The 13864-nt window shown below is 41.0% G+C and carries 16 protein-coding genes and 1 pseudogene; 9 read left to right on the plus strand and 8 right to left on the minus strand.

Translation table 11 applies throughout. The features are described 5' to 3' along the window. Window positions 1-279: 279 nt before the first annotated feature. Window positions 280-1002, plus strand: a complete 723-nt coding sequence (locus tag MHB54_RS27545; protein WP_068939457.1) for a TetR/AcrR family transcriptional regulator — start codon at window positions 280-282, stop codon at window positions 1000-1002. 26 nt (window positions 1003-1028) lie between these two features. Next, on the plus strand, window positions 1029-1775 hold the full coding sequence (gene map / locus MHB54_RS27550) for a type I methionyl aminopeptidase (RefSeq protein ID WP_068939459.1): 747 nt from the start codon (window positions 1029-1031) through the stop codon (window positions 1773-1775). 216 nt (window positions 1776-1991) lie between these two features. Here the strand turns inward: map and MHB54_RS27555 are convergent, their stop codons facing one another. Continuing rightward, window positions 1992-2486, minus strand: coding sequence for a hypothetical protein (locus MHB54_RS27555; RefSeq protein ID WP_053325395.1), 495 nt, complete (start codon window positions 2484-2486; stop codon window positions 1992-1994). A gap of 248 nt (window positions 2487-2734) precedes the next feature. On the opposite strand from MHB54_RS27555, the gene MHB54_RS27560 reads away from it, so the two are divergent. Beyond that, complete coding sequence (locus MHB54_RS27560) at window positions 2735-3265, plus strand: DUF4303 domain-containing protein (protein ID WP_068939463.1); 531 nt, start codon at window positions 2735-2737, stop codon at window positions 3263-3265. A gap of 287 nt (window positions 3266-3552) precedes the next feature. On the opposite strand, the gene MHB54_RS27565 is transcribed toward MHB54_RS27560, so the two are convergent. After that, window positions 3553-3756: a hypothetical protein gene (locus MHB54_RS27565; protein ID WP_068939464.1), complete on the minus strand. Its 204-nt coding sequence runs from the start codon at window positions 3754-3756 to the stop codon at window positions 3553-3555. A 43-nt stretch (window positions 3757-3799) separates the two neighbouring features. Beyond that, window positions 3800-4525, minus strand: a complete 726-nt coding sequence (locus MHB54_RS27570; RefSeq protein WP_068939465.1) for an RNA polymerase sigma factor — start codon at window positions 4523-4525, stop codon at window positions 3800-3802. Window positions 4526-4725: 200 nt separating this feature from the next. Here MHB54_RS27570 and clpP point away from each other — a divergent pair, with 200 nt between their 5' ends. Genes clpP through MHB54_RS27585 form a run of 3 tightly spaced genes read left to right on the plus strand, consistent with a single transcriptional unit; the run spans window position 4726 to window position 6289 of the window. Continuing rightward, on the plus strand, window positions 4726-5310 hold the full coding sequence (gene clpP / locus MHB54_RS27575; RefSeq protein WP_013310269.1) for an ATP-dependent Clp endopeptidase proteolytic subunit ClpP: 585 nt from the start codon (window positions 4726-4728) through the stop codon (window positions 5308-5310). A gap of 59 nt (window positions 5311-5369) precedes the next feature. Next, window positions 5370-5576: a hypothetical protein gene (locus tag MHB54_RS27580; protein ID WP_053326565.1), complete on the plus strand. Its 207-nt coding sequence runs from the start codon at window positions 5370-5372 to the stop codon at window positions 5574-5576. A 47-nt stretch (window positions 5577-5623) separates the two neighbouring features. Further along, window positions 5624-6289: an MBL fold metallo-hydrolase gene (locus MHB54_RS27585; protein ID WP_264453797.1), complete on the plus strand. Its 666-nt coding sequence runs from the start codon at window positions 5624-5626 to the stop codon at window positions 6287-6289. A 165-nt stretch (window positions 6290-6454) separates the two neighbouring features. Here MHB54_RS27585 and MHB54_RS27590 read toward each other — a convergent pair whose 3' ends face one another. Next, the gene (locus MHB54_RS27590; protein WP_264453799.1) at window positions 6455-7030 is read right to left on the minus strand and encodes a TetR/AcrR family transcriptional regulator; all 576 of its coding nucleotides are present in this window, start codon (window positions 7028-7030) and stop codon (window positions 6455-6457) included. Window positions 7031-7164: 134 nt separating this feature from the next. Between MHB54_RS27590 and MHB54_RS27595 the strand changes: the two are divergent. Next, a pseudogene (locus tag MHB54_RS27595) lies at window positions 7165-7416 on the plus strand (alpha/beta hydrolase); the annotation flags it as partial. Window positions 7417-7511: 95 nt separating this feature from the next. Here MHB54_RS27595 and MHB54_RS27600 read toward each other — a convergent pair. The 4 genes from MHB54_RS27600 to MHB54_RS27615 form a co-directional block, all read right to left on the minus strand. Further along, complete coding sequence (locus MHB54_RS27600) at window positions 7512-8300, minus strand: hypothetical protein (RefSeq protein WP_053325390.1); 789 nt, start codon at window positions 8298-8300, stop codon at window positions 7512-7514. A 24-nt stretch (window positions 8301-8324) separates the two neighbouring features. Beyond that, window positions 8325-9296: an ABC transporter substrate-binding protein gene (locus tag MHB54_RS27605; protein WP_075154179.1), complete on the minus strand. Its 972-nt coding sequence runs from the start codon at window positions 9294-9296 to the stop codon at window positions 8325-8327. Window positions 9297-9424: 128 nt separating this feature from the next. Next, window positions 9425-11065, minus strand: coding sequence for a helix-turn-helix domain-containing protein (locus MHB54_RS27610; protein WP_053325389.1), 1641 nt, complete (start codon window positions 11063-11065; stop codon window positions 9425-9427). A gap of 146 nt (window positions 11066-11211) precedes the next feature. After that, a complete protein-coding gene (locus MHB54_RS27615; RefSeq protein ID WP_075154177.1) occupies window positions 11212-11409 on the minus strand; it encodes a TetR/AcrR family transcriptional regulator in 198 nt (65 codons plus the stop codon). Window positions 11410-11555: 146 nt separating this feature from the next. Between MHB54_RS27615 and MHB54_RS27620 the strand changes: the two genes are divergently transcribed. Both MHB54_RS27620 and MHB54_RS27625 read left to right on the plus strand, forming a co-directional pair. Continuing rightward, entirely contained in the window at window positions 11556-12668 is a 1113-nt protein-coding gene (locus MHB54_RS27620) for an alpha/beta fold hydrolase (protein ID WP_264453800.1), read from the plus strand. A gap of 413 nt (window positions 12669-13081) precedes the next feature. Continuing rightward, window positions 13082-13828 carry a class I SAM-dependent DNA methyltransferase gene (locus tag MHB54_RS27625; RefSeq protein ID WP_023988515.1) on the plus strand — a complete coding sequence of 249 codons (747 nt, stop codon included), beginning with the start codon at window positions 13082-13084 and terminating at the stop codon, window positions 13826-13828. The last annotated feature ends 36 nt before the right edge of the window (window positions 13829-13864 follow it).

Consider the following 13864-nt stretch of genomic DNA (forward strand, 5'->3'; position numbering starts at 1 on the left):
GCTTTGCATGAGTGTAAGAAGTCACAGACAATCCCAATAGATTCTCCATCAGTAGGCACCCCCTTTTACTTCGCAAGTATAGCATAACTTCTGCTCACCTGGGACCAGCTAAATGATATCAGTACAATCCAACCATTAAAATTGAGCTGATATATAACTGATCTTCATTCGTTTATGAGGTGTTGCCGGGACTTTTGTTTGCCCGACTCTTGTTATTTGCAAGCCGATGTTTTATATTGACATAAGAGCAGGTCAAAAATAAAAGAGGTGACGGACGAGATGTCTCCACGCACGAAGGAACAAAACGAAGAGATCCGGCTGCGGCGTCTGGCGCAAATCCGGAAAGCCGCTGCCGATGTGTTTTTGAATAAAGGGCCTTTACTGGAAATCCGCGATGTGGCCGTCCAAGCGGGACTCGGCTATGGCACGGTATACCATTATTACAGTAATAAGGGCAATTTGCTCCACGATCTGCTATGGGACGCGTTGGAGCGGGCCGGGGGATGGCTGGAGGCCCCGCGCGCTTCGGCTTCGGGGGAGGCGCCGGCGGGCGGGCATTTCGGCTTGGCTGCTGCGGCGGACACCGGGAACTCGGCTGCCGCGGATTCCCAAAGCGGAAGCCGCGAAACGGCCGCTGCCGCAGAGCTTGGCCCCGCCGCCGCCGCCGGCATTCGGCTGCTACAGCTTTGGGCGGAGGACCACGCCCTGTACCTGCTGCATAAGCTGGCCGGTGAGGGCTTTGCCTCGCTGCCTGAAGCGCGCTCGGCCCCGCTCTCGGCCGCCTTTCGCCGGGAGGTGCTCGCGCCGCTTGCCGCGCTGCTGGAAACCGGTCATGCGGTGGACGGGACTGCCGCTTCCGGCGGAAACGCGGCGGAGCCGCCGTATCCGCTACAGCGCGCGGAAATGCTGCTGGCCGCCTTGGTCGGCTGCGCCTCGCTTTCGCTTCGCCGCGGAAAGCTGCACGAGGAGGCCAAAGATATCGTCCGGTTTTTAAAATTATAGAATTGATAAGGAGCGAATAGACAAAAATGATCATTCTAAAATCACCTAGGGAAATCGAAGAGATGAAGCCGGCGAGCCAAATCGTTGCGGACTGCTACCGCGAGGTGGCCAAACTGATCGGGCCTGGGATCACCACCCGGGAAATCAATGACTTTGTTGCCAGACACATCACCAAGCTGGGCGGCAAGCAGTTTACGAAAGGGTACAACGGTTTCCCCGCCGAAACCTGCATTTCGGTCAACGATGTGGTGGCCCACGGCATTCCTTCGAACCAGGCGCTTATGGACGGCGACTTGCTGAAGCTCGACATCGTCGTGGAATACGGCGGATGGTTTGGCGATTCGTGCTGGTGCTATGCGGTGGGCAATATCCGGCCGGAAGCGCAAAAATTAATGAAGGTGACAAAGGAATGCTTGGATCTGGGGATCGCCCGGGCACTCCCGGGGGGCCGACTCGGCGACATAACGTCGGCGATTCAACAGCATGCGGAATCAAACGGGTTTTCGGTCGTACGCGATCTGCTGGCGCATGGGATCGGGCGGAGCCTGCACGAGGAGCCAAGCTACGAGCATATCGGCGTAGCCGGCAAAGGCATTCGGTTAAAGGAAGGCATGGTGTTTACGATTGAACCGATGATCAACCAAGGTACGTTCCGTATCACGATCGACGATGATCAGTGGACGGCGAGAACGGCCGACGGCAAGTTGTCAGCGCAATATGAGCATACGATCGCAGTTACGTCGGACGGACCACTGATTTTAACGGCCCAGTAAGAATAGAGGCGAACGGACGGCAATGCGTCATTTTAGGAAATAAGTCGCCAACCCGGCCTGCCTGGCTTGACGAAAGTTCGTAATCTGAAACGCGAAAAAGCGCTGGTTCCAGCCTGGGACCAGCGCTTTTTTTATATGGTTTGTAACTTTACCGATTTACGAAAAACCACATTGTTATGCGGTTTTTTATTATGACTTTGGTATCGTGTTACGGATTTACACTCTTTCTTGGATAGCCTGTCTTGCGTGTATTTTTTTCATTGCAAATCTTGCTATTGGCTGAGCAATCAATAGCTCAATCCAAAATGCTACACCAAAATTTCTAAACCAACTATGAAAGAAGTTCTGAAAAGGTTCTAGGCTTATTTGTTTCGTACCAACCCAAGTTCCTATAATGGTTAGAAGAACAGATAAGACCGTAACATTCAATAAAGTATTCAATAAAACTCTAGCATTAAATCCATCTGTTTGTCCTACGAATTTGGGTATCACTTTACCCACTAACGGTCCCGCAACCAATCTTACTAACAAGACAACGATAATCCACATAAACGGAATAATCTTTAGCGTTTCTAAATAATTTTCTTTACTAAAGCCGCGCTCCAATCCCATAATAATCGGGGCGATCGTGTTTACTGAAATAATTGAAATAATCAATAAAAATAATATACCTTCTTTTGCGTTTTGAGGCAGTCTTTCTTCCTTATACATATTGTTTCCCTCCGAAATAAAAATATTTCAGATGGTAGACGTATCATGCGACATATATTTTTGGTCATTAAAACTAGTACCAATATCTCTACACACTGATCTAACAATTATAACAACTTTTTTTAAACAAATAAAAGGGTTTCTAAAACATTTTTTCCAGTTAATTGAACAAACTCCAGCTAACTTTAATTAGAGAAATCTGATAATCTAAGTTTATCAAAAGAGACATTAAGGAGTATATGAATCAGATGAGCAATTTTCTAAGTGAATTTGAGGAAAGATTTAGGGCAGGATTTTTGGATGATCTTAAAAGCATACTGGAAGAAGTGAAGAATGAGCGGGTTTACGCTTGTGCTTTTGGCACAGACAGCGATTTTATCACCTTGTTTCTTGCTGTTAATACGGAGGAATCACTTGTTAGACATATCACAAACATGAAAGCCCAAGGCCTGTGCAACAGCAAGGAAGATGAAAATTATTATAGATGGGGATTAAGCGAATATCAATATGGCGATACAACACATCTCAATCATATTAGCAAATTTCTGTATGCAACCGAAAATGTGTTTGACTATAAAGATGAAGTGATAAAAATTATGGCCAAGGTAGTTAAGGAAACAGACGATGTACTTTTTAATCAATTCGGCCAATCCAAAGAAGATATTATTTTTTTCGTGTCCATGACGGATGATGATATGGCCGAGGAACTGGAAAATCAGTCCGTAATTCAGATGACAAACGCCAAATTAGTTGATGACTTCTTGCATCGTTATCAATAGAAGTACAGTTTGAAATATTACACTCATTTCGTTCTCCAGCGCCGATTGATTGCGCATCCTGTTCATTTGGTTTATCTCCATTAGATATGAAAAAACTTATTTCTCCTCATGGTTCGAGTTGAAATAAGTTTAAATTAAATACATTCATCCAGATGAACAGGAATTCTTACCATTCGACTTCTTCAAATAATCGGAAAACCATCTTTTTTTCAAATTCATCTAAAATTCAAATCCAGATATTTCTTCTTTTGTTTATCTTGGGGTTCCCTTTTTAATGATAATTCACTTCATTTTTTTATCATTTTCTCTGTACGGAAGCCTTCTTTTCCGATTCGTGTCATTGCATGATATAAGACTATGAGGTTCTTATCTTCTAGCAAATTTTCTAATTCACCTATTTGAACCTTCCCCCTTCCGCTATCTTCTTTAATATACTTCATTTTAATCCCAGCTAAGAGCTGTAAATTGGAATGACCGGGAGCTTGTTTCATCAGAAACAACCACTATGATCAGCTCTGCATTTCTTTTCGCAAACTACGCCGCTATCATACTCATGGTATGGGAATCCGTTTGTTTTATTGTAGCGAGACTCCGGTGCAGCTTATGATTGACGATTCCGATCACCACGTCCGGCTCCATTTCATCCTGATGGGAGAGCATAACCATTGCTGCAATATCTCCCATCTGATATGCCGCCGTCAACGCTCTCAGAAAAGTTTTCGAGTTTTCACTTTCCGGTAAGGATAACTCTCCTTTGAGAAGATCCTCCCTGACTGCTCCAAGCGATTTTCGTGCCCGGTGGAGTGCAACTTTTACCGCTCCCTCCGTTGTTTCAAGCATGTCGGATGTCTCACGAATCGAATATCCAAACACATCTCGCAGCAAAAAAACAGTTCTCTGAAGCGGAGATAAATGATTCATTAAGGAATGCAGCGCTATCTCGATTTCAAAAGATCCATGATCGGGTACAGTTACTTTCGCTTGTTCCCTATTCAATATCCGAGTGTAGACTGCTTTTCTCCGTATGTCATCAATCCAGGTGTTCTTAGCAATCCGTAGCAAAAGCGCTTCGGGATTTGTATGCTCGAAGCTATTTAACTTACCTAATGCTTTGATCCAAGTGTCCTGAGCCAGTTCTTCCGCATCCCAATTTGATTTCGTAAGCGACAGACAGTAACGTTTCAGGACCGCCTGTAATTCCTCCAAGTTCTCGATGTTTATTATATTATCTGTCATTTGTATAGAATCATCTATGCGCATAGGTCCTCTCCTCCACGGTCTTATTCTGCCCTTTCCTAGAGCAAAACCATTTGCTACCTCCAATGTAAACGAACAAGTGGTTGTAAAAGTTACACCATTTACGTAAATCGTTTTCCCATTAAAGCCTCCGTATCTTTTTACGGCCTCGGTTCGTTTACAAGGAGAAATCAACTGGAAACAGGAAATTGGGGGTATAAAAAATGAGTGTTTATGTGCCTTATGTTGTCGAGCAAACTGCTCAAGGTGAAAGATCGTACGATATCTATTCCAGACTATTAAAGGATCGTATTGTGTTTGTCGGGGCAGCCATTGATGACCATTTGGCTAACAGTATTATTGCTCAATTATTGTTCCTGGCGGCAGAAGATCCGGAAAAAGAAATTTACATGTATATCAACAGCCCGGGTGGCTCTACTTCCGCAGGATTTGCCATTTATGATACGATGCAGTACATCAAACCCGATGTGCACACGATATGTACGGGATTTGCTGCTTCGTTTGGCGCGATCCTTTTGCTGGCGGGCGCCAAAGGGAAACGTTCGGCGTTGCCGAACAGTGAAATCATGATCCATCAGCCGCACGGCGGCGCACAAGGTCAGGCCAGCGATATTGCGATCAGCGCAAAACGAATTTTATGGACGCGTGAAAAGGCAACCCGTATCACAGCTGAACGGACCGGGCAATCTTTTGAAAAAGTCGAAAAAGATATGGACCGGGATTTTTACATGTCCGCTCAGGAGGCACTGGAATATGGTGTTATTGATCAAGTGATAACTTCTTTGTAAAGTATGCTCAAAACCTAATGATCTGCAAGAAACTTCAAGAAATAATACGAGGTGATATCATGTTAGCAAGCTTACAAGGCAAGGAAGTAACTATTCATTTTATAGATGGGACAAATGTATGCGACGGGATATTGGATCAGATTGACGACAAGTTCGTTAAATACGTTACGCAATATCAGACGCTTGTTATTCCTATTACATCCATTCGCACCGTATCCATTGACATTAAGGAACGGCAACGCTACAGAGTTGGATTCGCCCCATGAACCTATTTTAGCATGGGTGGCAATTACATGTACGGAGGCCCGATATTATGGAAATTTCACAGGGAGTAGAAATGCTTCAGCTAGATTTTCATGGGAATATGATTCACCCCATTCTTTTGTGGGATCGAGAAATGGCTGTATTAATAGATACAGGATTTCCTGGGCAAATTGAAGATTTACGCGTGGCTATGGAAAAGGTAGGCGTGTCGTTTGACCAACTAAAAGCTGTGATTTTGACGCATCAAGATGTGGATCATATAGGAAGTCTTCCTGAGATTTTGCAGGAGTGTGGCAGTCATATTAAAGTCTATGCACACGAACTGGATAAGCCGTATATTCAGGGGGAGATCCCTCTTTTAAAAGATGGTCACCTTGTGAATCCCCCGAAGGGCAAAGTGGATGATATCTTAATAGATGGCCAGGAACTTCCGTTTTGCAGCAGGATTCGAGTCATCCATACGCCTGGGCATACTCCGGGTCATATCAGCCTTTATTTAAGGCAAAGTAAAACTCTTATTGCCGGGGATTCGATGTACAGTGTAAACGGGATTCTCGCGGGAATTCATGTCCCGACCACACCCGATATAAAAGTAGCTCATCTCTCATTAAAAAAGTATTTGGATCTCGACATTGCATCCGTAGTTTGTTATCACGGGGGATTAAGTAATGTACATGTGAATGATCAGATATTAGGACTTACCCAAGGATTATAAAGTTAAAGTTCCGGTAAGTTACCTTTGGTGAAACAATGTTGTGAACGAAAAGATTATTTAAAATAACACTTTGTTAATTCGTGATTGAACTTTAACAAAGTGTTATTTTGCATTTCACAAAATAGATCTTCATTGTTTATTCCTGCAACCCATACTCCACGTGTGCTAACTTGTATATAGATCAGACTTTAACTGATTAAAAATATATTCTTGCATTTGATCTAAAAGAAGAATGATGTTAGCATCTTTGCCATTTTTCAAAACCCACTGAATAGACATCATTGAGTTAGCAGCATATAGTTCTGCTAAATACTCTAATGCGATCGAAGTTGAAGAATTCTGTTGCTTTAAATAATCTAAGCAAGTCCTAAACAAAATTTGTTCAAATTCCTTACGTAGATCTGCTGTTACTTCATGAACGGCTAACAATGTTGAAATTTCGAGCTTATTTTTAATCATTTTATCGGTTACAAGTTCTATGGCATTTGCCACCTTACCATCTTCGATGGGATCAAAACGCTGCTCAATTTCAACTTTAAAATCAGAAGCATACTGTTTAACTATTTTTTCTAGCAAGTCGTACTTATCCAAATAATGACTATAAAAGGTAGAACGTCCGATAAGAGATTGATCACAGATTTTTTTGATCGTAATTTCTTTAAAATGATTTTGTTGGAGTAATTCAATGAAAGCTCGCTCAATAGCTATTTTTGTTTTATAAATTCTGATATCTTCATTCATCCAACCACTTGCTCCTTATGTGTAAGTTTTCGAACACTTCATATATAACATGTAAGACATCTTACAGATTATGCGATACTAATTATTTTTTATGTAGTAACTATACTCTATAGTAAGCACATACCCAAATTGAAGGAGGAAAATATATGTTTAAATCATATGTCAATAATGAACAATTCAATCTTCAAATTAATCGTTTTATCAATGATTATTATCAAGAAGATGATCAATACGTACCTATTAGCCGACTCGCACAAATCCAACAAGAATTAATCAATGCTGCGTCCATTACAACCAAAGTATTTACTAAAGAAACAGGTGGTGAGCAACACTGCCAAGCAGGTCACAGGGAGTTAGCATTTAATGAAATGAATAAATTCATATAACAACTGTAAAAATATATTGTTCGTACGCAACATGCCCATCAAAATCGTAGTTCCATAGCTTCAATCGTTATTATCCAATCAAAGCAGATGTTTTTTCAACAACGTCCATTCGCTCTCATTAATGCCCGATCCTTTTCTTTTAATCGCGGACATGCGTAACAGTAACCAAATTCACGATCCAAGCAATAAGCCAGGCAACAAGCTGTTTTCACTAACATTTTTTGATCAGGGATATTTGGGTGTTCAATGAAATTTGGTTTAATATTAAACGGGTTATTACGGAGTCCGAACGCACTAGCATCGACATCGTGTGTGAGCAATTTGAAAAAAGAAATGATCCTGGTTCTACTTTCTTCATCAGACGCTTCGGCCAACTCTTCTTCCATTTGAGCATACAACGCATTAACGATTTGTCCCCATAATGGAATAGCGTTTATGGGGGCCAGTTGGGACAAAAGTTGGATTATAGGCGTTACCTGTTCCCTGTAAAAGGAATCAAGCGATTTCTTCTCCCCCTCATCCCAGTCCATTATCGAAATTTGGTTAAATCGCACTTCGTTGATTTTAAATGAAAAAAGCGGATAGCCGTCAACTACATATAATTGTACGGATAAATTAGATAATGATAAATCCAACAGCAACACGTTGCCTTGATACAGCATGTGCTGCATCGCACCGCATACCCCGGCGTACCAGCTAATAAAAAAAGCTGCTGCTGCTGAACGTTCTTTAGCTTTGATGAGCGTGCCGTATGTGTCGATTAAGTGATTCATATTTTCAACTTTTAATAGATCAAATGCAGGGATGGTAAGCACGGTTTTATCGAGCTCATTCAAAGTAAGGAAAAAATTTTCTTCCAAATGTTGAAAATCAACCGTGCCCATAGCATACACTCCCATTATTGTTCTCTATTTTTCAAAAGCATGAACGACATCGTTAATAGCATGAAGATCTGCCAATGGAGACATGCCAAGACTAAACCATTCCTTGCCTCCCATCATGTGAACCTGTTTTTTTTTCACGGCTGTCATGTTTTTCCATAAAGAGCTGTTCAGCATTTCCTCATATCTATTCCGAACTTCTTGACTGGAGTCATCATCTAACTGCAAAATGATATGGTCAGGATTATATTCCGGTATTTTTTCCAATGAAATGGATAGACTTAGCTCACCCTGTGGATATTCTTTAATCGGCTTTAGACCTAATGTCTTATGGATGAAGATTCCCCGATCACTATTTTCTCCGTAAATAACGATCTCCTTCGCCATAATCATCATGTACATGACTGTCTCGTCACCAACTAGAGAATGAAGTTTCTCCTTCGCTTCAGTTTCTTTCGTTTGCAAATCCTGAATGACCTTTTCAGCCTGTTCCACTTTGCCTAGAACCTTGCCAATATCCCGTAACTCATCACGCCAATCATCCCGCTGCGGTAAAAGCACCGTTGGTGCAATTTTGGAAAGCTGAGCATAATCCTTATCGGACCACCACGTAGGGGCAATAATTAAATCCGGCTTAGAGGCCAGAATAGCTTCAAAATTAGGAGTTTGGGCAATTCCCATCTTCAGTGTATCTTTAAACGGTTCCTTTAAATAGGATGGGAAATCCGGATGATAGTTTTGTACCGCAACAGGCGTAACGCCAAGTGCATATAACAACTCTGGGTAAACAACAGAGAGTCCAATGACCCTTTTGGGCTCCGTTGGAATACTAAGGTCCCCTTTTAAAGTTGAAATAACGTGCTGCTCAGCAGCGGCTCCTTTATTCGCTTTTTCAGTATTGCTAGCTGTGTTTCCTGCATTATTGGCTCCACAAGCAGTACTTACAATGACGAACAATACGATAATTAAACCTGCGATTATATGTCGTTGTTGCTTCATTCTTCGGTGGTCCTCCTGATCATTTGATTTATTTATGACAACCTCTAATTAAAATTGATTATCATTATCATATATTAGGAGTATAGATGAATTTATAATTTCGGAATATTGACGATAGCGACTTTTTTTCATGCACGATCCCGCCAAATCTTTAAAACTTCATCCAGCATAAGCTCATGAGTGAAAGCCGTATATTCTACCCAAGGATATGAGGGAAGGAAGTCCACCCGGCTGTTCCTGACAGCTTTCAAATCACTCCATAGCTTAGAATTCATGAGTGTTTGCCAACTTAATTGTGACTGAATGTCCTCGTCTACGATGAGCAATAAACGATCTGGATCAAAATTCGCTAGTTGGTCAGGCGTTATCTGCTGATTTTGACTCAAAAGATCGACGCCTTGCACAGGCAGAACATGCAGATCATCGTAAAATACTGTGCCTAGGCTTCTACTGCCCAAAACATTGTAACGATCACCGGTGATTCTCAGAATGAGGAGACGATCATCCTTGAATACATGTTTCACTTGCTCTCTTACAAAAAGAGCCCTTCGATCATATTTTTCAAGCCAAGTCTCGGCTGTTACGGTCTTGTCCAGAAATTTCCCAATTAAGCGCAAATGCGTACGCCAATCGTTCTTCACCCAGGGTACAAAAAATGCAGGTGCAATTTTCCTCAGCATTTCCTGTTCCTCAGGAGATACCAGAGTGTCGATACCAACAATAAAATCGGGTTCAGCAAGTCGAATTTCTTCTCTCTTGATCCATTGATTTGAACTTAGAGGGAGCACGGCATCCATGTGATACTTTCGCTTGTAATAACCAGTCCATGGGTGATCGGCTGGTGCGGCGAAAGGATTAATTTGAAGCGCAATCAATTGTCCAATGTTGGGGAAATCGTAGGCGACTATTTTTTTTCTGCTGTTCTGCATAAATGCCGCTGGAGGCACGCCCGATACCTGTTTAAATTTGCGCCGAAAATAAGTATCGTCATGGTAACCTACATGTCGTGCAATATCTCGAAGACGATTTTGCCCACCCGACCTCATCAGCTGTTGTGCCTGCTCGATTCGGAACACTGCCAAATAGTCGATCGCGCTGCAGCCATACCTTTTTTTGAATAATCGCATAAAATGACGGGTACTCATTCCCCCCACCTTGGCCAAGTGATCGATTGTCAGTTCTTTCTGGTAATGCTGCTCTATATAGCCTTTGATATAGTCTAGGGCTGTTTCCGAATCGTTTCCTTGTTCAAGATGGGCATCTTGCAAGATGGTATGCAGCAGTTCTTGAAAGAGAATTTGCCCGCGAAATCGTTTTAAATGATCCTCATCCTGCAAGTATTGGTTAATGGTATCGCACAACGTATTAACAGAAACAGGCGACGTAACGATAACTTCCCCTTTAGCCGGAAACGGGCTGTTCTTCTTAATAATCTGCATCGAATGGGCTGAAGATACCTCATCGTCCATAACATCAAATCGAAGATAATAAAACCCTCGTTCATCAAAGGAGTGCGCGGCTGCTTCAATGAGTTCTCCTGGCGTACACACGTAAACGCTGCCCTGTCGAAGTTCGGTGAATTGCCCATCAATCGTTAGCCAGCCTTGACCGCTTGCCGCAACAAGAATCGTGTGGGATTCGATAAACTGAAGTCTTAGCTCCCAATCATTTGCTTGATTCTTGATATGCTCAATTTCTCGTAGCTTGAAACACATCCCTTCGAGGGGTGCATATTTTTTATGTTTAAAGTTCTTTTCTATATCAACCAAGTAATCTCACCGCCCTCATACTAGCTAAAACATTTAACCTTGATACAAGTCAGACTTTAACTGATTAATAATATATTCTTGCATTTGATCTAAAAGAAAAATGATGTTCGCATCTTTGCCATTTTTCAAAACCCACTGAATAGACATCAAGCATACTGTTTAACTATTTTTTCTAGCAAGTCGTACTTATCTAAATAATGACTATAAAAGGTAGAACGTCCGATAAGAGATTGATCACAGATTTTTTTGATCGTAATATCTTTAAAATCATGTTGTTGGAGTAATTCTATTAAAGCTCGCTCAATAGCTATTTTTGTTTTATAAATTCTGATATCTTCATTCATTTAACCACTTGCTCCTTATGTGTAAGTTTTCGAACACTTTATATATACCGTGTAAGATATCCTACAGATTATGCGATACTAATTATTTTTTATGTAGTAACTATACTCTATAGTAAGCACATACCCAAATTGAAGGAGGAAAATATATGTTTAAATCCTATGTCAATAACGAACAGTTCAATCTTCAAATTAATCGTTTTATCAATGATTATTATCAAGAAGATGATCGAGCACAAGCTGACTTGGAAGAAATGATTCCGAAATTAAACGACACCCATAGCTGGTATGAAGCTTGGCTCAATTTTGCAAAGAAACGCGAAGACAGCAAGGACTATGACTTAGCCTCAGTCTACTATCAAGCTGCAGAATTTTATCTTGCAACCACAGACCCCAATAAAGAAAAAATGTATCGAAAATATAGAGAAATGTTCTATAAAGGCTTTCATGATTTTGATTATGAATCCTACAAGATTCCCTATGAAGACTCGTATCTTCCTGCTGTAAAATTATTGACACCTGGAGCTACGAAGACATTACTTGTCTTTGGTGGGTATGATTCTTACATGGAAGAGATGCTTAAAATGATGAGATTTATGAAGGGAATTGATTACAATATTATTGTATTCGATGGCCCTGGCCAAGGAACTGCTTTAAAAAACGGCCTAAAATTCATTCATAACTGGGAAAAGCCCATATCAACGGTGATTGATTATTTCAAATTAGATCATGTTAGTCTCGTAGGTGCTTCTTGGGGAGGATATTTAGCTATGCGTGCGGCAGCCTTCGAAAAGAGAATCGATAAAGTAGTTGCTTTTAACATTTTCTATTGTGGTTTAGATGCCTTAAAAATGGGAATGTCAGAAGAGACTTACCAGAGCATAGTGCAGCTAGTCGATCGTAATGAAGTAGATCAAGTGAATTCATTATTCGAACAGATGATGACTCACAATATTGATTTGCATTGGAAGATTACCAAAGGGATGGAAAACACCGGTGTAGCAACGCCTTTTGATCTCATTAAAAATTTCGAAAAGCACACGATGCAAGGCATTGGAGCATTCATTAATCAAGATGTTCTTTTATTAGCTGGAGAAGATGATCAATACGTACCTATTAGCCGACTCGCACAAATTCAACAAGAATTAATCAATGCTGCGTCTATTACAACCAAAGTATTTACTAAAGAAACGGGTGGTGAGCAACACTGCCAAGCAGGCCACAGGGAGTTAGCATTTAATGAAATGAAGAAGTTCCTATAACAAAGAGATATAAATACTATAATTTCTTGCATAAAAAATTCAGAGTATGGTTAATGCGGATATTTAGTAAATATTTAAAAGAATTATGTATAACGAATGGTTTCCCCAAAAGGGGAAACCGCCTTTTTTACGTCTCATTTTGATCTGCGTATTTAATAAGAATTTTATCCCCTATGATTTTTTTTATTTCTGGGTAAGTTAAATGATCTAGTCCTTTGTTTGTTCCTACAATAATTATACCTTCATCATCAGATCCGCTAAATTAGCGGCTTTTTTGTTTTAAAAGTGCTGGCGCGTCAGTCCTTTTTTTATAAAACATCAACGTGGTTTCCATATATCGCAAAACCGAGAATGGATGGTATAATGAAGGATGATTTAAAGGAATCTGTAGTGTAGTGAAGGGATGATTCATATTGATAAATCACGATAATCTTGAAGAGTATCGAGACCCGATTAATTATGATCTTGAATTTGGCGGTGAGACTAATAAATACAATTTCTATCTTGATATGGCTAGATTGAACCCAGGCGAGGTTCTGGAACTTGCATGTGGTACAGGATTGACAACCATTCATTTATCAAAATCGGGGATACATATAACAGGTGTTGATATTTCTTCATCGATGCTTGAATATGCGCGGGTTAAAGCTCAAGGTTTACCTGTGGATTTTATTGAAGCTGATGCTCGTACATTCGATTCCGAAAAGCGTTTTTCCATGATTTATTTGACAGGAAATGCATTCCAGGCATTTTTGAGCGATGAGGATCAACGAGCCTTACTCGAAACCGTCTACAAGCACCTAGAATCAAATGGGATATTTGTTTTTGAAACACGAAACCCCTTGGGAACCGATTTATCCAACCAAGAGGAAAGCATCTGGGGAAATTTTATCGATAAAGATGGAATTAAAGTCAAGATATCTGGGACACAGTCGTATGATTCAAGTAACCAGATCATGCACTGGGTCACGTTCCGTGATTGGGGATCGGAGAAAACAATTTCTCGAATTGCATGTCGCTTTACTGATAATGACACGCTTCAGCGTTTATTAACGAGCCGCGGCTTTTGTATCGAAAATCAATATTCGGACTGGGATAAAACACCGTTCACCCCTTTATCTCCTTCCATCATTACTGTTTGTCGAAAACATGGAGCCTAAAACGAATAATCCCGGAATGTTCATCCCAAGTGTTTG

The sequence above is a fragment of the Paenibacillus sp. FSL M7-0802 genome (genome assembly GCF_038004945.1).
GTDB lineage: Bacteria > Bacillota > Bacilli > Paenibacillales > Paenibacillaceae > Paenibacillus > Paenibacillus polymyxa_B.